This window comes from Pseudohongiella sp. (assembly GCF_011050365.1).
In the GTDB taxonomy this organism is placed as follows: Bacteria; Pseudomonadota; Gammaproteobacteria; order Pseudomonadales; family Pseudohongiellaceae; genus Pseudohongiella.
Window position 1 is genome coordinate 158,299 of sequence record NZ_DRFV01000007.1, and the last position, 21,702, is coordinate 180,000.

Annotated in this window: 17 protein-coding genes, 2 tRNA genes and 1 other RNA gene; 12 read left to right on the forward strand and 8 right to left on the reverse strand. The window is 56.2% G+C overall.

What is annotated here, in order from left to right; genetic code table 11:
* The first annotated feature begins 28 nt into the window (after positions 1-28).
* The gene (locus ENH71_RS05795) at positions 29-1,057 is read left to right on the forward strand and encodes a YhdH/YhfP family quinone oxidoreductase (RefSeq protein ID WP_294130049.1); all 1,029 of its coding nucleotides are present in this window, start codon (positions 29-31) and stop codon (positions 1,055-1,057) included.
* Between the two features lie 22 nt (positions 1,058-1,079).
* Here ENH71_RS05795 and ENH71_RS05800 read toward each other — a convergent pair whose 3' ends face one another.
* Together ENH71_RS05800 and ENH71_RS05805 are read right to left on the reverse strand one after the other, a co-directional pair.
* Positions 1,080-1,598 carry a DUF934 domain-containing protein gene (locus tag ENH71_RS05800; RefSeq protein ID WP_294130047.1) on the reverse strand — a complete coding sequence of 173 codons (519 nt, stop codon included), beginning with the start codon at positions 1,596-1,598 and terminating at the stop codon, positions 1,080-1,082.
* Positions 1,595-3,295 (reverse strand): nitrite/sulfite reductase, encoded by a 1,701-nt coding sequence (locus ENH71_RS05805; RefSeq protein WP_294130046.1) that lies wholly within the window; start codon positions 3,293-3,295, stop codon positions 1,595-1,597. Before ENH71_RS05805 ends, ENH71_RS05800 begins: the two co-directional genes overlap by 4 nt.
* Before the next feature lie 160 nt (positions 3,296-3,455).
* Between ENH71_RS05805 and ENH71_RS05810 the strand changes: the two genes are divergently transcribed.
* Positions 3,456-3,587 (forward strand): hypothetical protein, encoded by a 132-nt coding sequence (locus tag ENH71_RS05810; protein ID WP_294130042.1) that lies wholly within the window; start codon positions 3,456-3,458, stop codon positions 3,585-3,587.
* An 11-nt stretch (positions 3,588-3,598) separates the two neighbouring features.
* On the opposite strand, the gene ENH71_RS16160 is transcribed toward ENH71_RS05810, so the two are convergent.
* Both ENH71_RS16160 and metH read right to left on the reverse strand, forming a co-directional pair.
* Positions 3,599-3,880, reverse strand: coding sequence for a DUF2970 domain-containing protein (locus ENH71_RS16160; protein ID WP_294130040.1), 282 nt, complete (start codon positions 3,878-3,880; stop codon positions 3,599-3,601).
* 110 nt (positions 3,881-3,990) lie between these two features.
* Entirely contained in the window at positions 3,991-7,698 is a 3,708-nt protein-coding gene (metH, locus tag ENH71_RS05820) for a methionine synthase (protein ID WP_294130039.1), read from the reverse strand.
* A gap of 235 nt (positions 7,699-7,933) precedes the next feature.
* Here metH and nfuA point away from each other — a divergent pair, with 235 nt between their 5' ends.
* Positions 7,934-8,515 carry a Fe-S biogenesis protein NfuA gene (gene nfuA, locus ENH71_RS05825; protein WP_294130037.1) on the forward strand — a complete coding sequence of 194 codons (582 nt, stop codon included), beginning with the start codon at positions 7,934-7,936 and terminating at the stop codon, positions 8,513-8,515.
* 53 nt (positions 8,516-8,568) lie between these two features.
* Here nfuA and ENH71_RS05830 read toward each other — a convergent pair whose 3' ends face one another.
* The 3 genes from ENH71_RS05830 to ENH71_RS05840 form a co-directional block, all read right to left on the reverse strand.
* Entirely contained in the window at positions 8,569-9,246 is a 678-nt protein-coding gene (locus ENH71_RS05830) for a dUTP diphosphatase (RefSeq protein WP_317622331.1), read from the reverse strand.
* An 83-nt stretch (positions 9,247-9,329) separates the two neighbouring features.
* A complete protein-coding gene (locus ENH71_RS05835; protein ID WP_294130035.1) occupies positions 9,330-9,578 on the reverse strand; it encodes a hypothetical protein in 249 nt (82 codons plus the stop codon).
* A 169-nt stretch (positions 9,579-9,747) separates the two neighbouring features.
* The gene (locus ENH71_RS05840; RefSeq protein WP_294130033.1) at positions 9,748-10,386 is read right to left on the reverse strand and encodes a hypothetical protein; all 639 of its coding nucleotides are present in this window, start codon (positions 10,384-10,386) and stop codon (positions 9,748-9,750) included.
* 275 nt (positions 10,387-10,661) lie between these two features.
* On the opposite strand from ENH71_RS05840, the gene ENH71_RS05845 reads away from it, so the two are divergent.
* The 4 genes from ENH71_RS05845 (at position 10,662) to queF (ending at position 13,452) form a co-directional block, all read left to right on the forward strand.
* Positions 10,662-10,737 (forward strand) — tRNA-Glu (locus ENH71_RS05845).
* 53 nt (positions 10,738-10,790) lie between these two features.
* Positions 10,791-11,726, forward strand: a complete 936-nt coding sequence (locus ENH71_RS05850) for an ABC transporter ATP-binding protein (RefSeq protein WP_294130031.1) — start codon at positions 10,791-10,793, stop codon at positions 11,724-11,726.
* A gap of 60 nt (positions 11,727-11,786) precedes the next feature.
* Positions 11,787-12,560 carry an ABC transporter permease gene (locus tag ENH71_RS05855; RefSeq protein WP_294130028.1) on the forward strand — a complete coding sequence of 258 codons (774 nt, stop codon included), beginning with the start codon at positions 11,787-11,789 and terminating at the stop codon, positions 12,558-12,560.
* 67 nt (positions 12,561-12,627) lie between these two features.
* Positions 12,628-13,452, forward strand: coding sequence for an NADPH-dependent 7-cyano-7-deazaguanine reductase QueF (gene queF / locus ENH71_RS05860; RefSeq protein WP_294130027.1), 825 nt, complete (start codon positions 12,628-12,630; stop codon positions 13,450-13,452).
* Positions 13,453-14,129: 677 nt separating this feature from the next.
* On the opposite strand, the gene ENH71_RS05865 is transcribed toward queF, so the two are convergent.
* Positions 14,130-14,217, reverse strand: a tRNA-Ser gene (locus ENH71_RS05865).
* A 159-nt stretch (positions 14,218-14,376) separates the two neighbouring features.
* Between ENH71_RS05865 and ENH71_RS05870 the strand changes: the two genes are divergently transcribed.
* From ENH71_RS05870 to dnaX, 5 genes are all read left to right on the forward strand, one after another.
* Positions 14,377-16,281: a sensor domain-containing diguanylate cyclase gene (locus tag ENH71_RS05870; RefSeq protein WP_294130025.1), complete on the forward strand. Its 1,905-nt coding sequence runs from the start codon at positions 14,377-14,379 to the stop codon at positions 16,279-16,281.
* Between the two features lie 135 nt (positions 16,282-16,416).
* A complete protein-coding gene (locus tag ENH71_RS05875; protein ID WP_294130023.1) occupies positions 16,417-18,312 on the forward strand; it encodes a pyrroloquinoline quinone-dependent dehydrogenase in 1,896 nt (631 codons plus the stop codon).
* Complete coding sequence (locus ENH71_RS05880; protein ID WP_294137617.1) at positions 18,299-20,209, forward strand: pyrroloquinoline quinone-dependent dehydrogenase; 1,911 nt, start codon at positions 18,299-18,301, stop codon at positions 20,207-20,209. The genes ENH71_RS05875 and ENH71_RS05880 overlap by 14 nt, the downstream gene beginning before the upstream one ends.
* A gap of 146 nt (positions 20,210-20,355) precedes the next feature.
* Positions 20,356-20,452, forward strand: an RNA gene (gene ffs / locus ENH71_RS05885) — signal recognition particle sRNA small type.
* 129 nt (positions 20,453-20,581) lie between these two features.
* Positions 20,582-21,702, forward strand: a 1,121-nt coding sequence (dnaX, locus tag ENH71_RS05890) for a DNA polymerase III subunit gamma/tau (RefSeq protein ID WP_294137620.1), incomplete at its 3' end; no start/stop codon positions are given.

Genomic DNA, 21,702 nt, shown 5'->3' on the forward strand with positions numbered 1-21,702 from the left:
CGTTATTCATGAACCGACAGGAAAGATTATGAAACTGGATCAGGAAACCTTTGACGCCTTTGTAGTGCAGGAAGTCCCCCGGGACAACACATCTTCGGAAAAGCCCGTTTATCAGGGGGCGATCGCGCAGCGCAAGGTTGCCGATTTGCCGGCCGGTGATGTATTGATCCGCGTTGCCTATTCCTCACTGAATTTCAAGGATGCCTTGTCATCCGTCGGTAACAAGGGTGTGACCCGGCAATATCCTCATACGCCTGGTATTGATGCAGCGGGTGTGGTGGCGGAATCCTCCGATGCCGGCTTTGCTGCCGGTGATGAGGTCATTGTTATTGGTTATGATCTGGGCATGAACACCGCCGGTGGTTTTGGCCAATATATTCGGGTGCCGGCCGGATGGGTGGTGAAGCGTCCCCAGGGTCTGAGCCTGGCGGAAAGCATGATCATTGGCACCGCAGGTTTTACCGCCGCCCTGTGTGTCGACAAGTTATTGCAGAACGGTCTGCGCCCCGAGCACGGCCCGGTGCTGGTGACCGGTGCCAGTGGCGGGGTCGGCAGTTTTGCGGTGGCGTTGTTGGCGCAACTGGGTTATGAGGTGACTGCGATGAGCGGTTCCGCTGCATCGCACGATTTTCTGCGCGGACTGGGGGCCACTGACATTATTGGCCGTGATGATTACATCGACGTGTCGCCAAAACCGATGACCAAAGAATTGTGGGCCGGTGCGGTTGATGTGGTTGGTGGCGACATCCTGTTTAATGTCGTCAAGGCGCTTAAATACGGTGGCAGTGTCGCTTGCTGTGGTCTGGTTGCGTCACCGCAATTTCAGGCCAGTGTGTTCCCGTTTATCTTGCGGGGCGTGAATCTGCTGGGGGTGGACTCAGTCAATCTGCCGCTGGAGCATAAGCGCCAGGTGTGGCAGAAACTGGCGACGCAGTGGAAACTGTCTCATCTGGCTGATCTGGAAACCCGCCTGGGCATGAATGAGTTAGGCGATGCGCTGGCCAGTGTGCTGCGCGGTGAGAGTACCGGCCGGCTGGTGCTGGATCTGTCGGTCTGATTACCGACAGGTCCGGGTCATATCAGGCGCGGCGGCGAAACAGCGGTTGCGGCCGGTCGACGCTGGCCTGGTAGGCCTCCCTGAAATCATCAAGGGCGGCCAGCGCAGTTTCCGCGTCCTGATCTTCGCGCAGGGCAAAGGCATTAAAGCCACATCGCGCCATGTAGAACAGCTGGTCGCGCAGCACATCACCGATGGCACGCAGCTCACCTTCAAATCCCATATTCTGGCGCAGCTCGCGGGCGCTGGAGTAGGCTCTGCCGTCACTGAAAACAGGGAAGTTCAACGCAATCAATGGCAGCCGTGACAGATCTGCTGCCAACGCGGCGGGGGTTTCATTGCTTTGCAGCCAGACCCCGGTTTTTCCCGGTCGCGCCAGCAGTTGCTCGCCAATTTCAAGCCAGCAGCTCAGCGGCACAATGATGTTGTCACCGTCATGCTGCGCCAGTTTGTCTGCCTGCGTGTCGCCCAGTGTGTCTGCAGCCAGTAAAAACCAGTTGTCACTGCAGATGCTGCCGTCCTTGATAAGTGTAGCGCTCATGATTGTGCTCCTGCGGCTTTCCTGCCGGCGTCTTTAGTCTCTCCGGTCTTGCTTCCATAGAGCGCATCCTTGAACGGCTCCATGCCAATGCGCTGGTAGGTGTGCAGGAATGCTTCTTCCGGTTCACGACTTTGTTTGTAGACCGCAACGATTTTTTCGATGACCACGGGAATTTCTTCCTGCGAAAACGCCGGGCCCACAATTTTACCCAGTGAGGTGTTGTTGTCGGCAGAGCCGCCCAGCGACACCTGATAATATTCTTCGCCCTTTTTGTCGACACCCAGAATGCCTATATTGCCCACATGGTGGTGACCACAGGCGTTCATGCAGCCAGAGATGTTGAGGGACACAGCGCCGATATCACGCAGTTCCTGATGACTGAAGCGGCGCTGGATGGATTCGGCAATGGGAATCGATTTGGCATTGGCCAGGGCACAAAAATCACCGCCCGGACAGCAGATCATATCGTTGAGCAGGCCCAGATTATCGGCTTCCAGATCATGCGTTTTCAGATCCTGCCAAAGCTGATATAGCGCGTCTGCTGCCACATCGGCGAAGACAATGTTCTGGGTATGCGCGATGCGCATTTCACCGAAGCTGTAATTGTCGGCGAGGTCGGCGACGAAGCGCATCTGAGCGGAGTCCAGGTCGCCTGGCGCGAAACCGGTCTTTTTCACGCAGATGGTGACAATGGCATAACCGGTCTTTTTGTGTGCTGCCACGTTCTGCTGATACCAGGCGGCAAACAGCAGGTCTGTGTTCAATGCCTGTGTCAGCGTATCGCTGTGCGCGGGTAAATCCTTGTAGGCGGGATCATGGAAGAATGCACGGCAACGTTCGACTTCAGCCTGCGTCAGCGTCATCGGACCGTCCTTGATGGCCTGCCACTCGGCTTCGACCTTGTCGCGGAAAGTGTCGACGCCGGTCTCCTTGACCAGAATCTTGATGCGCGCTTTGTATTTGTTGTCGCGACGACCTTCGCGGTTGTATACCCGCAATATGGCATCCAGATAGGACAGGAGGTGCTGTTGCGGCAAAAATTCCCGGATCTCGCTGCCGATAACCGGGGTACGGCCCAGCCCGCCACCGACCAGTACCCGGAAACCGATCTCGCCAGCGTCGTTGCGCACGATGTACAGCCCGATATCGTGGACCTGGGTAGCGGCCTGGTCGCGCCGGGTGCCACACACGGCGATCTTGAACTTGCGTGGCAGGTAGGCGAACTCGGGATGGAAGGTCGACCACTGGCGAATAATCTCGCAGTAGGCGCGGGCATCCTCTACCTCATCGGCAGACACGCCGGCAAACTGGTCAGTGGTGGTGTTACGAATGCAGTTGCCACTGGTCTGGATGGCGTGCATCTCGACCTCGGCCAGATGCTCAAGAATATCGGGCACCTCAGCCAGCGCCGGCCAGTTGAACTGAATGTTCTGTCGGGTGGTCAGGTGCGCATACCCTTTATCGTAGTAATCCGCGATGTGGGCCAGTTTGCGCATCTGGGTGGAGGAGAGCATGCCATAAGGGATGGCAATGCGCAGCATGGGTGCCAGGCGCTGAACATAGAGGCCGTTCTGCAAACGCAGGGGCAGGAACTCGGCGTCGCTGAGCTTGCCGGCGAGGTAACGGCTGGTCTGATCACGGAATTGTGCTACCCGATCTGCCAGCATCTGGTGATCGTAGTTATCATATCGATACATAGTATTGTCTTGCCGCCTGCTAATTTTGTCTGGTGGTTGGTGCTGAATATCTTGATTCTGTGCCGGAAGTCATTAAAATGCGCCTCCGAAAGTCTTGTTACTGCAACCGCGTTGTCCGACTTCAACCGAACGCCAACTGAACTGTCTTGAGAGAGCAAATATGACTAATCACGAATCAGCGATCGTCCTCACTGAAGAAGAAATCCAGGCCAACAGCCGTGTCGACGCGCTGGCCATTTTCTCTCTGGTTGTCATCGTGGTGGGACTGGTGGTTTTCTACGTCGCCAGCTGAGCCCTATCGGCTCAGTCCAGCACCACGTTCACAATAATAACCAGTGTCAGTACAAACAGAACCGTGAAGATCAGTGCGGCGCCGACAAAGCCTTTAATCGAGCCTTTCTCGAAGTCGCGCTCCTTGTTCTTCTGGTTCTGCACCCCGAAACTGGCCTGACCTACGCTAACCAGAGTCTGCCAGAATGACAATGACCCGCGGTTGCGGTCTTCCTGTTTAAGCGTCTCTTCTGTCTGATTGTCGGCAGTGTCAGTCTGTCCTTGCTCGTCTCTGTGTTCGTCTAATCGGGACATATACCCTCCAAAGCGGCAGCGGTCGCCGGTTGGCCGGCGACCGCTGAATATTCGCTAGTTATCTATTGTATCAATAAGTTTTAAGTGTAATAACTCAATTTATCGATAAGCTAATCCAGCAGATTGGGTCGTAGCAGGCGACGTGCATCTTCATCGCTGAGTTGACGCCGCTCGGCAAAATCAGCGACCTGATCGTCATTGATCTTGCCCACGGAGAAGTAGCGCGATTCGGGATGCGCGAAGTAGAAGCCGCTGACAGCCGCAGCCGGCAGCATGGCGAAGCTCTCGGTCAATTGCATGTCGATGGCGTTTTCCACACCCAGCAGATCAAAAATGGCAACCTTGTCGGAATGTTCCGGGCAGGCAGGGTAGCCGGGAGCCGGTCGGATACCGCGGTATTTCTCCTTGATCAGGGCGTCGCCATCAAGTTTTTCGTCCGGCGCGTAGCCCCAGTATTCGGTGCGCACGCGCTCATGCAAATGCTCCGCGAAGGCTTCTGCCAGACGATCTGCCAGGGCCTTGACCATCAATGAGTTGTAGTCATTGTTTTCAGCGGCGTAGCGCTCTGCCAATTCCTGGGCGCCGATACCGGTAGTGACGGCAAAAGCGCCGACATAGTCACTGGTCTGGTGGTCGCCCGGGGCGACAAAGTCCGCCAGCGACAGATTGGGAATATTGTCGGCTTTGGCGGCCTGCTGGCGCAGGAAGCTGAAGGTATGCAGCTTGTCCTTGTGCGCGCTGTCGGCGTACAGGGTGACGTCATTGCGGCCCGTGCGCGCGGCCGGCCAGAAGCCGAACACGCCTTGTGCGCGCAGCAGTTTTTCGTCAATCAGCTTTTTCAGCATGGCCTGAGCGTCAGCGAACAGGTCGCGCGCCGCTTCGCCGACAACCGGGTCCTGCAAAATCGCCGGATATTTGCCGGCCAGGCTCCAGGTAATGAAAAAAGGTGTCCAGTCGATGTAGGGCACCAGTTTCTCCAGCGGATAATCGTCCAGCACTTTGGCACCGGTAAAGGCGGGTGCAGTGATGGTCTTGTCACCCCAGCTGAAATCGCCAGCGTTGGCATTGGCCTCGGCAAAGGGCAGCAGGCTCTTGCGCTGGTCACGTCCGGAGGTGCGCGCACGCACGGTGTCGTACTCGGCCTTGACGCCGGCGACAAAGCTGTCGCGGGTTTCGTCGCTGAGCAGGTTGCTCACTACGGTGACGCTGCGTGAGGCGTCGGGCACGTACACGGTCGCATTGTTGGTGTAGTTCTGTTCGATCTTTACTGCCGTGTGCGCTTTTGAAGTGGTGGCCCCGCCAATCAGCAAGGGTACTTTAAAATCAAGTCGTTGCATCTCTTTTGCAACGTGAACCATTTCATCCAGCGACGGTGTGATCAGACCACTGAGGCCGATGATATCCACCTTGTGTTCTTTGGCCGCCTGCAGAATTTTCTCGCAGGGCACCATCACGCCGAGGTCGACAATGTCGTAGTTGTTGCAACCCAGCACCACGCCGACAATGTTCTTGCCGATGTCGTGGACGTCGCCTTTGACCGTGGCCAGCAACACTTTGCCCTTGGCTTTGGATTCGCCGCCGGCCGCTTCGAATTTTAATTTCTCGGCTTCGATATAAGGCAACAGATACGCCACCGCCTGTTTCATGACGCGGGCACTTTTCACCACCTGGGGCAGGAACATCTTGCCGCTGCCGAACAGGTCGCCCACCACATTCATGCCGTCCATCAGCGGGCCTTCAATGACCTGGATAGGGCGATCAAATTGCTGTCTGGCTTCTTCGGTATCATCGTCAATGTAACGGGTGATGCCTTTGACCAGCGCGTGGGTGATACGCTCGCCCACCGGCGCGTCACGCCAGGCAACATCTTCGGTGGACTCATTGCTGCTGGTGCCGCTGTATTTGGCAGCGATCTCCATCAGCCGGTCAGTGCCATCGGGGCGGCGGTTGAGTACGATGTCTTCAACGCGTTCTTTAAGGTCGGCCGGAATCTCGTCATACACGGTCAACTGACCGGCGTTGACAATACCCATGTTGAGCCCGGCCTTGATGGCGTGGAACAGGAACACCGAGTGAATTGCTTCGCGCACCGGATCATTGCCACGGAACGAGAACGAGACATTGCTGACGCCGCCCGATATCAGGGCGTGTGGCAGATTCTGACGGATGTATTTGCAGCTTTCGATAAAGTCGACGGCGTAATTGTTGTGCTCGTCTATGCCGGTGGCGATGGCAAAGATATTGGGGTCAAAAATGATGTCTTCGGGCGGAAAGCCGACCGCGCTGACCAGCAGGTCGTAGCTGCGTTTGCAGATTGCGCGTTTTTTCTCCAGGGTGTCGGCCTGGCCGTTTTCATCGAACGCCATTACCACAACGGCGGCGCCATAACGCCGGCACAGTCGGGCCTTGGCAAGAAAGTCTTCTTCGCCTTCTTTCAGGCTGATGGAGTTGACGATACCTTTGCCCTGAATGTTTTTCAGGCCGGTTTCAATGACTTCCCACTTGGAAGAGTCAATCATCACCGGAACCCGGCTGATATCCGGTTCAGCAGCGATCAGGCGCAGGAATTTCTCCATCGCTGCGCGCGAATCCAGCATGCCTTCGTCCATGTTGATGTCGATAACCTGGGCGCCGGATTCGACCTGTTGCAGGGCCACGTCCAGAGCTTCGTCATACAGGCCTTCCAGAATCAGTCGGGCAAACTTGCGTGAGCCGGTGATATTGGTGCGTTCGCCAACGTTTACGAACAGACTGTCGGCTGCGATATTGAAGGCTTCCAGACCACTGAGCCGGCATTTAACCTCGATTTCGGGAATAACCCGGGGCGGGTATTTGCTGACGGCGTCGGCTATGGCGCGGATGTGCTGCGGCGATGAGCCACAGCAGCCGCCGATAATGTTAAGGAAGCCGCTGGCGGCGAATTCTTCAACAATTTCAGCCATTTCGCGCGCGCTTTGATCGTATTCCCCAAACTCATTGGGCAGGCCGGCGTTGGGGTGCGCCGAGACAAAGGTGTTGGCCAGGCGCGAGATTTCCTCGATATGGGGACGCAGTTGCGCGGCGCCCAGCGCGCAGTTGAAACCGATGGACAGTGGGCGTGAATGTGACAGCGCATTCCAGAAAGCCTCAACGGTCTGGCCGGACAGGGTGCGGCCGCTGGCATCGGTAATGGTGCCGGAAATCATGATGGGCAGCTCGATGCCCAGCCGCTCCATGGTGCTGTGAGCCGCAAACGCAGCGGCCTTGGCGTTGAGCGTATCGAAAATGGTTTCGATCAACAACAGATCGGCACCGCCTTCAATAAGGCCTTCAACCGCGACTTCATAATCCGCGACCAGGGCGTCAAAATCGGTGGCGCGATATCCAGGGTCGTTGACGTCCGGGGACAGCGATGCAGTGCGGCTGGTCGGTCCGACGACGCCGGCGACAAAGCGCGGCCGTGACGGATCCTGCCGGGTGACGGCATTACAGCACTCGCGTGCCAGTCTTGCCGCCTCGACGTTAAGCTCGCGGACAATGGCCTGTAGCCCATAGTCTGATTGTGAAACCGCTGTCGAGTTGAAGGTGTTGGTCTCTACGATATCGGCGCCGGCATCAAGGTAGGCATGGTGAATTTTGCGGATCACATCCGGTCGCGTCAGCGTCAGCAGGTCGTTATTGCCGGCCAGGTCACTGGCATGATCCTGAAACCGGTCACCCCGGAAATCCGCCTCTTGCAGCTTTTCCGCCTGAATCATGGTGCCCATCGCGCCATCAAGCACCAGTATGCGCTGGCTGAGGGCTTGGCGGAGAGTGGCGAAAGCGGGATGTTGTTTCATGGTCAGTTCCATAGTTCGGTTCACCGGCGACGCTGTCTGGTGGCAGCCGATTTCAATGTTGTGGCGAATTTCAAGGAGGCGCAATTCTACCAGAAGCGGAGCCGTCCCGGATAAATTTGTGTCTTTTCGGTAGGGGGAGCTGCAAATTAGATAATAACCGAGTAAAATAGTCGGCTATTAACCGACAGCAAGACTCAATGTCAGAATCAAGTCAGAGAAGAGGCGCGCCGTATTTATGGTCACGATCACAGAACCCGCACAGGAATACCTGGCAGAACTGCTGAAAAAACAGGATTGTGAGGGCATCGGTATCCGGGTGTTTATACTGGATCCGGGTACGCCCAAGGCAGAAACCTGTATCTCGTTTTGCCGTCCTGGTGAGGAAAAGGAAGAAGACGAGCGTAAATCCTATGCCCATTTTGATGCCTGGGTGGAAAACCGCAGCATTCCGTTTCTGGAAGACGCGGTGGTGGATTACGCCAAGGACAGCATGGGCGGTCAACTGACAATCAAGGCACCGAACTCGCGTTTACCCAAAATACGTGATGACAGTCCGCTGGAGGATCGCATCAATTACGTCCTGTATAACGAAATCAACCCGTCTCTGGCTTCGCACGGCGGCGTGGTCAGTCTGGAAGAGATAGTTGATGACTCCATTGCCGTGCTCAAATTCGGCGGCGGCTGTCAGGGTTGTGGCATGGTTGATGTCACGCTGAAAGAGGGCGTGGAAAAAACCCTGGTGGAAAACGTGCCCGGATTGACCGGTGTGCGCGACGTCACTGACCACAGTAACCGCGAGAATGCCTATTTCCAGTGAGGTTTTGGGGCAAGCGGTCGGTGATTGACTGCTTCGGGGCGCGCTGACCCGGCTCAGGCCGGGTAGCGTTGTTTGAGCGCCTGATACAGCTGGGTAGGGTAGCCGTCGGCGGTTGCTGACAGTGTGGCCATGACCTCTACCAGGTGTTCGTTGTCCTCTTTGCCGTGCCATATTTTCTGATAGCTGCCGTCCTTGTAGCCATGATCCTGGCGAAAAAAGTTGAGCACGTTCTTGCTCACATATTGTGCAAACAGATCATCCCAGCTCATACCACAATCCCGCATGATGGCCGCGAATACGACGATTTCGATACGGCGGGCAGCCGCCAGCGCGGTCAATAATTCCAGTTTGTCCAATAGTGTCAGGTCTGCGAGCGAGTAGGACCGGCCGTCAAAAATAATGACCTCGTTGCCGCCATCGCGGCAGTTGTGCAGCAGATGATCACTGGCGGCGGCTTCATCACCTTGCTGTCGCAACAGGATTTCGGAAAGAATAAAGTGCCAGATGTCGATGACTTCCATTTGCAGTTGTGCCATGTCCAGGCTCTGCTTCTTCCACCACTTCCAGCCATGGTGCTCGATAGCCTCGGCTGCTTCCACGACAACTGCCCTTAAATAGGGATAGGCAGCCTTGATCCAGTCGGGATCGACCTTGTGGTTCATCGCTGCCTGCAGTGACAGCATGGTTGTCAGTTGCTGTGGTGAGGGCATCTGTGGTGATGGTTCGGACATGATGATGGTTCCTGATAGTACTTGCGACGGACGGCAGAGTTTAGCAGAGTTGCGTTGAGGCTCAACGCTCGGGCGGCAGGTGACTAGCGGGAGCGTGATGACTGGGCCGCGTTCAGTTCGGATTTTTGCGCTTCGAGTGAGCGCAACATTTCCTTGCGGCTTTGCAGCATGTCTTTGTAGGAGACTCTCAGTTCGGTATCACTGGCATCCAGATTCTCCAGCCAATCGGTCAGAATCTGAATTTCCATGTTTAGCTGGGCAATACCCTGTTCGAGCAGGCCTGGCTCGATATCAGGTGTGCGCGAACGCTTTCGCTTGTCAGTGAAGGTCATTCCAGTGATCCTTGGGTTCCTGCTAACCATTGTATCCTGCTGAGAAGTGTCGGCCAATTGCCCGAAAGCATTAGAGGATGGAGACAGTGCATCCGAAAAATGCTGGCAGAGCTGGCGAAGACTAAACTGACATCTTTGTCAATAGGCTCTCACACTGGCCCTAAAATGGTCAAGAGATAGCTGCTAACCATCGTTTGCGGTGAAAAATACGTGCACTTTGATGGGCTGCCGGCTCGCCCAGCAGTTTTGCCAGTTGCTTGCGATCAGATTTGGTCAGCAGCCGCAGCTCCCGATAACCGATTTCCGGCCAGGGCATATCCAGTGCGTCAAGCTCTTGCGCATCAAATTGCTGTGCCAGCAGCCTGGGGATGGGGTCAGGCAGTCCCTCGACCCTGTCGTGCAAAAAACTGGCGTGGGCGGCGAGCCTGAACAGTGCGTGCAGCCATTGTTGGCGCGTCGCAGAGTCTGTGTCCGGGTTACGAATGGCGGCACGCATGACGCGCGCGGCATGCTCGAAGCTTTGCCATTGTGGCCACGCCTGCCGGCAAGTGGACACTGCCTCCTGGTAACGTCCCTGGTCCCTGAGTGCCTGACACCGCTGGCGCCAGTCCGCGTTAGCAGCCTCCGGGGCGGACTCGACAGTCACCGTCACAGCCGGTTCGGATACTGCCATGGGGGTCTTGAGTGGGGGCAGGGGTTGTTCCCGCGCCACCAGCTCTTGCCGCCTGCGTTCCTGGTGATGGCGCAGTGCATAGATAATGCCTGCCAGCAATAGTAGTGCCAGGATAAGGCTAACGATAACCATCATGGGTAATGTCTCCGTGTCCATGCAGCCAGTACCCCTGATCGCGGGACTTTGCTGGCAGCAAGTTACTATAACTGTTTGTTGAGGTGAATCGGTAAAAGAAGATACACAAAATACTATCACCTGCATGACAGATTTGTTATTATGCGCGCGCTGTCTGTTGAGACGTTTCGCCAAAACATGTGGCAACGAAAATAGACAAAATAAATCTTGACTGCGACGACGAAGCTAACTAAAATTCGCGCCGCTTTCTGCAATAAGGCAGGAAAATTTTTTCTGTCCCCTTCGTCTAGAGGCCTAGGACACCGGGTTTTCATCCCGGCAACAGGGGTTCGAAACCCCTAGGGGACGCCATTTTGTAAGCCTGGCTTTTGCCAGGCTTTTTTTTTGGAATTTGAGAAGCGACCATGTCACATGCCGATTCACAAAATGCCATCTCCATCCGTAATCTTCGCAAGACCTATGCCAATGGGCATGTTGCCCTGAAGGGCATCGATCTGGATGTCAAAGAAAACGATTTCTTTGCTTTGCTGGGTCCAAACGGTGCCGGCAAGTCCACGATCATTGGCATCATTTCGACACTGGTCAATGCCAGTGACGGCACGATTAAAATATTCGGTAAAGACGTCGCCAGTCATGTTTATGAAGCCAAGCAATCTTTGGGTGTCGTGCCGCAGGAGATCAATTTCAGTCAGTTTGAAAAAGTTGCTGACATTGTTATGACCCAGGCGGGATACTACGGGCTGAAAGGCTCCCTGGCCCGTGAGCGTACCGAAAAATATCTGAAAAAACTGGATCTGTGGGACAAACGTGACAACCGCTCCCGCATGTTGTCCGGTGGCATGAAACGTCGACTGATGATCGCCCGCGCCCTGGTGCATGAACCCCGCCTGTTGATTCTGGACGAGCCGACCGCCGGCGTGGACATCGAGCTGCGACGCTCAATGTGGGAGTTTCTGCAGGAAATCAATCGCAACGGCACCACTATCATTCTGACCACGCATTATCTGGAAGAGGCGGAGAGTCTGTGCCGCAACATCGCCATCATCGACCATGGGCAGATCGTGGAAAATACCAGCATGCGTGCGCTGCTTGGTAAGCTTGCGATGCAGACGCTGGTATTTGACACCGTCAACGATATTTCCACCGCCCCTCAGTTTAATGACCCGGAAGTGAAGTGTCAGTGGATTGATTCGCACAGCTTCGAGGTCACCATGAGTACCGATCGGGATATCAATGCCTTGTTCACGGCGCTTAACCAGCAGAACGTGCTGATCAAGAGCATGAGAAATAAAACCAACCGGCTGGAAGAGTTATTCCTGTCCCGTCTGAATTCCCGGTAGATAAATTTTAGAGAGCATTTGCAGCAGAGCATCCATCAGCAGTTCAGCAAAGGTACGCACATGTTTGCCAATCACAAGTACATTGCATTTGAAACCATTGTTGTCAAAGAAGTCCGGCGCTTTACCCGCATCTGGTTGCAGACCCTGGTGCCACCGGCCATCACTATTGGTTTGTATTACCTGATCTTCGGCAATCTGATTGGTCGTCGCATTGGTGAAATGGGTGGCTACGACTACATTGATTTCATCGTGCCCGGGCTGATCATGATGGCTGTCATACAGAACGCCTACTCCAACGTGTCATCGTCTTTTTTCAGCAACAAGTTTCAGCGTTGCGTTGAGGAGATTCTGGTGTCACCTGTCCCCAATTACATCATTCTGCTGGGTTTCGTGGCTGGTGGTATGGCACGGGGCCTGGCCGTCGGCATTATCGTAACGCTGATGTCGTTTGTGTTTACCTCATTGAGCATTGAACACGTGTGGCTGACAATACTGGTAGTACTGCTGACTGCCATGGTGTTTTCACTGGCGGGATTCATCAACGCACTGTTTGCCAATACGTTTGATGATATTTCGATTATTCCGACATTTGTGCTGACGCCACTGATCTATCTGGGCGGTGTTTTTTACTCTATTGAATTGTTGCCGGCGGCGGGGCAGTGGGTTTCTGCTTTGAATCCGGTCCTGTACATGGTGAACACGTTCCGCTTCGGTATCCTGGGTAGCAGCGACGTCAATATATACTGGGCTTTGTTTATGCTGGTTGTTTTCAGTGCGGTGCTGTTTGCCGTGGCGTTGATACTGCTTCGCCGCGGAACCGGGCTGCGCCACTGAGTCCTTTTCTCCTGCGGTGCCGGGAGTAGTGATGCGTTTGAATTTGAATGGTAAAGGTGACGCGATAATGTCTGAGATACCGCTGGGCAAACAAACTGCGTACCCGACTGCCTATGATCCGGGATTGTTATTTCCGGTGCCCCGGGCCGCCAATCGCAGTAACATCGGCATTGCCGAGGGTGCTGCGCTGCCGTTTGCCGGTTTTGATCACTGGCGGGCATATGAGCTGTCGTGGCTGTCGCCAACCGGGCAGCCGGTAGTCGCACTGGCAGATATTCTGGTGCCGTGTGATTCGCCCTGTCTGATTGAATCCAAGTCAATGAAGCTGTATTTCAATTCTCTGAATCAGCATGTCTTCACGGATGCGGAATCGGCGCGCCAGAGGATCGGGCAGGACCTTGCCGAAGTGGCCGGTGCTGCCGTGCAGGTCACTTTGTATACCAGCGAAGCACAGGCCGTGCATACGGTCGATATGGCTGACGCTGTCCTGCTTGACGAGCTGACGGTGACGACGTCTGTTTACCAGCCCTCGCCACAACTGCTGACCTGTCACTCAGGCACTGATGTCAATGAGATACTTTACAGCCACCTGTTTCGCTCCAACTGCCCGATAACCGCGCAGCCGGATTGGGGCAGCATCGTGATCAGTTATCAGGGGGAGCAGATAGATCACAGGAGTCTGTTGTCTTATCTGATATCTTATCGTTTGCATGAAGGTTTTCACGAGCATTGCGTGGAACAGATATTTCAGGATCTGTCGGTACAGTGCCGACCCCGGAAGCTGCAGGTCAGTATCAATTTCCTGCGTCGCGGAGGGCTGGAGATTAATCCGTTGCGCTGCAGTAGCGGCGCCATTGTCGCGTATCCGCTGCCAAGATTGCTGCGTCAGTGAGGGGCTGCTTTGGCGTTAGCTGGATTATGTAATGGCGGTGAGGGAGGGATTAATCAAAACAGCTTAGGGCTGTTTTGACACTGCGGGCTTCGCGCTGTCGCGCTCGTTGCAAGTTGCTGTGCAACTAGTAATCCGAAACAGCTTGGGCTGTTTCAGACCCTGCGGGCTTCGCGCTAGCGCGCTCGTTGCAAGTTGCTGCGCAACTTGTCGACCCTGTGTCGGGTTCGTCTCCCTCCCGGGTTGGCTGAAGTAAACTTTTCGAGGAAGGGGAGCCGCTTTGCTGCAGATGACTCTTTTAATGGCGGTGAGGGAGGGATTAATCAAAACAGCTTAGGGCTGTTTTGACCCTGCGGGCTTCGCGCTGTCGCGCTCGTTGCAAGTTGCTGCGCAACTTGTCGAACCCTGTGTCGGGTTCGTCTCCCTCCCGGGTTGGCTGAAGTAAACTTTTCGAGGAAGGGGGGCCGCTTTGCTGCAGGTAACTCTTTTAATGGCGGTGAGGGAGGGATTAATCAAAACAGCTTAGGGCTGTTTTGACCCTGCGGGCTTCGCGCTGCTGCGCTCGTTGCAAGTTGCTGCGCAACTTGTCGACCCTGTGTCGGGTTCGTCTCCCTCCCCGGGTTGGCTGAAGTAAACTTTTCGAGGAAGGGGGGCCGCTTTGCTGCAGGTAACTCTTTTAATGGCGGTGAGGGAGGGATTCGAACCCTCGATACGTTTCCGTATACACACTTTCCAGGCGTGCTCCTTCAGCCACTCGGACACCTCACCGTTTCAAGGCGCGTAACTGTATATCAGGGCAGTGGCAAATACAAGCAGATAAGTATTGCCGCGCCAAATTGACCGGCGCCCGATCGCTACCCTGTATAGCTTGACGCGGCACAAGATCTGCTGTGACTATGTCGCCAACGCAGACAGGAACGTTCCGCCATGGCCAGGCTCCGACGACCAAAATCAAAGTCACTGATGCGCAGTGTGCTTCTGCGCATTGTGCTGGCAGCCTCCCTCGTGGTTGGTGCCCTGACCATGATGGCGTACACCTTTATCTACGCCGGAACCCAAACCCGCATGCTGGATAACCTCAGTGACTGGGTCGTGGAACGGGCGCGCAACGACAGTGTCATCTTCGAACTGGCGAAAGAGAACATGACACGCTTCAGTGACGAATTTCTGCGACTCTATACCTCCGACATTGCAGTCGATGAAGATGTTTTCTGGTCGTATTACGAGACCGATCAGGACAATGCTGTCCGCATGCGTCGTGAATATTATGATGGAGTGTATGCTGACGACGGGCTTTATTATGAGGGGCTGACCAGTTTTGTCGGCAACAACCAGTCGATTGATGATCCTGACCTGCAGCGCCGCCTGGTATTGTCCGTGCGGTTGTTGGCTCAACTTGGTCCGGCATGGATTAGCCGTTTCCAGAATGTGCACGTGAGTTTTCCCGAAAATGCCATCGCGTTGTACGCACCGGGCACACCCTGGGGGTTGGAGGCGGCGCCTGACCTGCCCATGAACGAACTGGGTGTCGTCCGTTCCATGCAACAGTCTGAGAACCCGGACCGTGATCCGGGCTGGAGCGGGCTGTATTACGATGAGACGGCAGAAGAATGGGCGCTGACCTATCAGGTACCGCTGGATCTTGATGGCAGGCACCTGATCAACCCCAGTCATGATGTCTCACTGACAGCGATCATGGACAAGCTGGTCAGGGACACGCCGGACGGGGGTTATAATCTGATCTTCCGCAGTGACGGATACCTGATTGCCCATCCGGCAGAACCGGCCTCGGACCGGCGCTGGGTAGGGCAGTTGTCCCCGGAAAACATTGACGATCCCGCCATAGTCCGCATGTACGAACTGATTGATGCGGCCACGGATGGCAATCCGGGCACTGTGTCGTTAGTGCAAAACTCCGTGGGCGGAACCTGGCTTGCGGTCAGCGAGCTGAGTGGGCCGGACTGGTGGTTTGTTTCCGTGTATCCGGAATCGATGATTCGCGCGTCAGCCAATCAGGCGGCGGTGGCGGTCCTGGTGACCGGGATTGTGCTGCTGTTGTTATTGATCTTCATCATCGGCTTTATCATCCGCCGGGATGCGGAGCGGCCGCTTGAACAGCTCCGCGAGGCAGCGCGGTGTATTGGCCGCGGTGACTATGCTGCCGTGGCCGATGGGCGGGTAAAATTGCCTCGCGAGCTGCGAAACGAAGTGGGGCTGTTGGCCAACACGTTCCATGACATGGCTGAAAGTATTCGCGATGCGCAGGCGACTCTAGAGCTGATAGTAGCGGAGCGTACCCGGGAGCTGCAGGCGGCCAATAGTGATTTGCGTGAACTCAGCCTGCTTGATGGCCTGCTGGGTATCCACAACCGGCGAGCCTTTGACCGTGACCTGGCGCGCGTGTGCAGGGAAGCCGGAACCGGCCATGGTGAGTTTCATCTGATGTTGATTGATGTCGACCATTTCAAGTTGTTTAATGACAGTTACGGGCATACCCAGGGTGACCAGGTTCTGCGGCAGATAGCAAAAACCATCAGTGACGCTATCCGCACTGAGGACAGAGTTTATCGATACGGCGGTGAGGAGTTGGCGGTGCTGTTTAATCGCGGCGATTCCGAGTCTGCTGACAGCGCCGCCGAGCGTATCATGGCCGCTGTGCGGGAGCTGGCGATTGCTTTTCCCGAGTCAGCACACGGCATTGTTACAGTCAGTGCCGGTCTGATGCACGGTCATGCTAAGCATGACCGTGTCGACGATGTCATCGCCGAAGCTGACAGTCGGCTATATGCGTCGAAGCGAAAGGGCCGCAACTGTCTGACCACGAGTAGCTGATACCTGTCCTGTATTGGCGTTGGTTGCCGTTAGGGCTCACGTTGCCAAAATCCCCCTGTCGTGACAATTCCTATCCCGATAATCTTGTTGTAGTATCGAAGGGTCCGTCAATTAAAACTATAAAGAGAACCGACCATGACCGTACCCAAGACCCTGGCCCTTTCAGTGTCTGCGCTGGCCCTTGGCTTCAGCGTAATCAGCGACGCTGATGACTGGACCCACTATGGCTCCGACCTGTCTTCTACCAAGTATGCCCCCTTCGATCAGATCAACCACTACAATGTCGCCAGCCTGGAACTGGCCTGGCAATGGCAGTCACCTGACAATGCCACCGTAGCCGCCAACCATGCCGCAGAGAACTACCGTGCGACGCCCGGTGCTTTTAAAGCCACGCCTATTGAAGTAGATGGCGTGCTTTACATCAATACGTCCTTTGGCCGTGTATCGGCGATAGATGGTGTCAGCGGCGAGGAGCTGTGGGTGTTCGACACCAAGGGCTGGGAGATGGGACGCCCCGCCAATCTGGGTTACAACAGTCGCGGCGTGGGGTACTGGAGTGAGGGTGATGAGGAGCGGATCCTGGTTTACTCCAATGATGCCTATATGTGGTCACTGGATGCCGAGACCGGCGAACTGGATACCGGGTTTGGTGATCAGGGCAAGGTAGACCTGGCCCAGGGCCTGGGTCGGGACATTAATCGTCAGGCTTACACCATGATGGGTGTACCGTTGATATTCAACGATCTGGTAGTGGTGGGTTCATCGATTCATGATGGCCCGGCGTTTCAATCGGCGCCGCCCGGGCATGTCCGGGCCTACAACATCAAAACTGGCGAGCAGGAATGGATTTTTCACACCATTCCGCAAGCCGGCGAATTCGGCAATGACACCTGGGAAAATCAATCCTGGGAAGTTGTTGGTAATACCAATGTGTGGACGCAGATGAGCGCTGACCTGGAGCTGGGCCTGGTGTACCTGCCGGTCGGCACGCCGACCAATGACTGGTATGGCGGTCATCGTCTGGGTGATAACCTGTTCTCGGAATCACTGGTGGCTGTTGATGGCATGACCGGTGAGCGCGTCTGGCATTTCCAGGCGGTTGAACACGGTTTGTGGGACTATGACCTGCCGGCAGCGCCAACGCTGGTGGATATTACCGTTGACGGTCGCGACATCAAGGCGCTGGCGCAAATTTCCAAACAGGGCTTTGTTTACGTGCTGGATCGGGAAACCGGCGAACCGGTGTGGCCCATCGAGCATCGCCCGGTACCTGCCTCGACTGTGCCCGGCGAGCAGGCAGCGCCGACACAGCCGCATCCGACCCGGCCTGCGCCTTTCGATCTGCAGGGTATTTCCGATGACACGCTGGTCGACTTTACCCCCGCGCTGCGGGCCGAAGCATTGGCAAATATTGAAAAATTCGACTACGGTCCGTTGTTCACACCGCCCTCACAGCGCGGCACCATTAACCTGCCTGGCTGGGCCGGCGGCGGTGGCTGGCAGGGCTCGGCTGTCGATCCGGAAACCGGCATGTTGTACATTCCGTCGGCAACGTCGCCGATAGTCGTGCAACTGGTGGAACCGGATGCCAGCGAGTCCGACTTCGATTTTGCCCGGGGTGGCGTCACTTCTGTTAACGGCCCGCAAGGCCTGCCGCTGACCAAACCACCGTATGGCCGCATTACTGCCATTGACCTGAACACCGGTGATCATGTGTGGATGGTGCCGCATGGTGAGGGCCCGCGGCAGCGTATTATTGATCTGGGTATTGTCGATCCGGGCCCCGTCGGCTCAACCTCGCGTACCGGTCCGGTGCTGACCAAAACCCTGCTTTTCATTGCCCAGCAGGACGGCGGCCGGTCGGTGATGCGGGCGTTCGACAAGGCGACAGGGGCTGTGGTTGCGGAGATTGATTTGCCGTCTGTGCCCAGCGCCACTCCAATGACATACATGGTGAATGGCAAGCAGTATATCGCCATCGCTCTGGGAGGTGGCACCGAAGCGTCGGTGGTGAGTTATGCCTTGCCGTAACTCATGGCTGCCGGGTCTCTGCACGTTGACCTTCAGCGTTGTTGCTGTTGTTGGTGCCAGCGCGCAGGACGCTCCGTTGCGACAGCAGGACTGGCGTTTCTATGGCAGCGATGCCGCGTCCAGCAAGTATGTGCCACTGGCCGGAATCAATGCCGATAATGTGTCCGAACTGGAAGTGGCGTGGGTCTGGGATACCCCGGACAATGCCATTTTCCGGCAGGACGATCGCGCCAGTGCCGGTGAGTACAAGTCGACACCCATCATGGTCGACGGTGTGCTGTATGTCAGTACTTCACTGGGTCAGGTGGCCGCCATTGATGCCGCTACCGGCGCTCAGCGCTGGGTGTTTGATACCGGCTCCTGGCAGAGGGGCAGGCACCCCAATTTCAACAATAATCACCGCGGTGTGTCCTGGTGGGACGATGGCGGTGATGGTCGTATCTTCATGGCTGCCAATGATGGTTTGTTGTGGTCACTGAATGCGCGCACCGGCCAGCCGGACCAATCCTTTGGTGACGAGGGTATTATCGATCTGAAACAGGGTCTGGGGCGTGACACGCGCATCGGGCTGTATGGTTCGATTTCGCCGCCGCTGATCATCAATGGCATGGTGGTGGTGGGGTCCTCGATCAGCGACGGACCTCTGTTTCAGGACCAGCTGCCGCCGGGGCATGTCCGCGGTTTTGACGCACGCACCGGTGAACAGCGCTGGATATTCCACACCATTCCGCAGGCCGGTGAGCCCGGCGTCGAAACCTGGGAAAATGAAGCCTGGCGTACAGCCGGTGCCACCAATGTGTGGACCACCATGAGCGCTGATCCGGACACGGGATATGTGTATTTGCCGACCAGTACACCAAACAATGACTGGTACGGTGGTCACCGTCTGGGAGATAACCTGCATGCCGAAAGCCTGGTGGCGCTGGACTCCGCCAGCGGCGAGATGGTCTGGCATTTTCAGGTGGTCAGGCACGGTTTATGGGACTATGACCTGCCGGCGGCGCCCAATCTGGTGGATATCACCGTTGCGGGTCGCGACATCAAGGCTGTGGCGCAGGTGACCAAGCAGGGGTTCGTATTTGTTCTGGACCGCCTGACCGGCGAGCCGGTGTGGCCCATAGAGGACAGACCCGTACCGCAGTCGACAGTGCCCGGTGAACGTAGCTCGCCGACGCAGCCGTTCCCTACCAGGCCCGCGCCGTTTGAGCCGCAGGGCATCTCGGACGCGACCCTGATCGATTTCACGCCGGCGCTTCGAGCGCAGGCGCTTGACCTGATTGCTGATGTTGACTACGGACCGCTGTATACACCGCCCAGTGAGCGCGGCGTTATCATTTTCCCGGGCTACAGCGGTGGTGCCACATGGACCGGGGCGGCAACCGATCCGGAGACAGGAATCATGTATATTCCTTCGTTCTCGGTGCCGCGATTTGTGCGCTTGCGTAAACCCGAACCGGGTGAGTCGGACTTTGGTTACATCCGTGATCGCAGTTTCAGTATCGAGGGGCCGCAGGGCCTGCCGCTGATCAAGCCGCCATATGCGCGCATTACCGCCATTGACCTGAACACCGGTGAGCATCGCTGGATGGTGCCGCACGGTGAAGGCATCCGTCAGCGCATCATTGACCTGGGTATTGATGATCCCGGTCCGGTCGGCAGTTTCGGCCGCCATGGACCGTTACTGACGCGTTCGTTGTTGTTTGTTGCGCAGCTTGATGGCAGTCGCCCGGTTCTGCGCAGCTACGACAAGACGAGTGGAGAGGTGCTCAGTGAGCTCGACCTGCCTCTGCCGCCGATGGGCACGCCAATGAGCTACATGGTTGATGGCAAACAGTATATCGTCATGGCGGTGGGCGCAGGGCCGGTGACCCGGCTGATGGCGGTGAGTCTGCCCTGAGTCGGTGTCACAGACCGGTAGACCCGCCGGTGTCGTCAGGTTTACTGTTTGCAGGTAGGGTCGCACTTGATTAACCGGCATAATTTATTGATAATGCCGCCCCTGATTTGATGATTCCTCATTACATCAGATTTTATGGTATCTCTTGTCGGTCCCCGCGCAATGATACGCTGTAAACCCCGCCAGGCCCGGAAGGGAGCAACGGTAGCAGCAGACTCATGTGCCGTGGTGTGGCTGGCAAGAGGTGCCACCTCAAAACCCTGTTTTTGACGTTCGTCAAAACACACCTGCAAACACACCCGCTGCCTGTCACTCCTGCGCTGTTTGCAATACAATAGCTCACCATCAGTCACCAGACATTAACAGCGACACATGAGCTATCAGGTACTTGCCAGGAAATGGCGCCCCCAGAATTTCAGTGAAATGGCCGGACAGGTTCATGTCCTGCAAACGCTGACGCACGCCCTTGAACAGCAGCGCCTGCATCACGCCTACCTGTTCACCGGTACCCGGGGCGTGGGCAAGACCACAGTGGCCCGCATTCTGGCGCGCTGCCTCAACTGTGAGCAGGGCATCACAGCCACACCCTGCGGTCAATGCAATGCCTGCCGCGAAATCAGTGAAGGTCGTTTTATCGATCTGATCGAAGTCGATGCCGCCTCACGGACGCGCGTTGAGGATACCCGTGATTTGCTGGATAACGTGCAATATGCACCGGCACGCGGCCGATTCAAGGTCTATCTGATTGACGAAGTTCACATGTTGTCGACCCACAGTTTTAATGCCTTGCTGAAAACGCTGGAAGAACCACCGGCGCATGTGAAGTTTCTGCTGGCGACCACTGATCCGCAAAAGCTGCCGGTAACCGTGTTATCGCGCTGCCTGCAGTTCCATCTGAAAAATCTGGCACCGGCGCAGATTGTGACCTACCTGCAATCGGTATTGGCAGCGGAGCAGATAGATTACGAAGAAGATGCTTTGTGGCAGCTTGGCCGCGCCGCCGGTGGCAGCATGCGGGATGCGTTGACGTTGCTGGATCAAAGTATTTCTTTTGGCGGCGGCAGCGTGCAGGTAGCGGCGGTGACATCGTTACTGGGCACACCGGACCATGCTGCGGTGTTTGCTTTTCTGGATGCGCTGGCGCAGCGCGATGGCAATGCCCTGATGTCGGCAGTAGCCGCGTGCGCTGAGAACAACCCGGACTATGGCCGCTTGCTGGAACAATTGCTCAGTGTCTGTCATCGTCTGGCACTGGCACAGGTGATGCCGGACGCGATAGACAACAGCGAAGGCGATCGTGAACAGATCAGGTCGCTGGCCGGCGCCTTTGCTGCCGAAGATGTTCAGCTGTATTACCAGATATGCGTGCAGAGTCTGCAGGATATGCCGCATTCGCCCAATACCCGAATCTGTTTTGAGATGGGTCTGCTGCGCATGCTGGCGTTCAGCCCGGACGTATTCGCCGGTGCGGCGGTAACCGGCAGCGAAAAAAA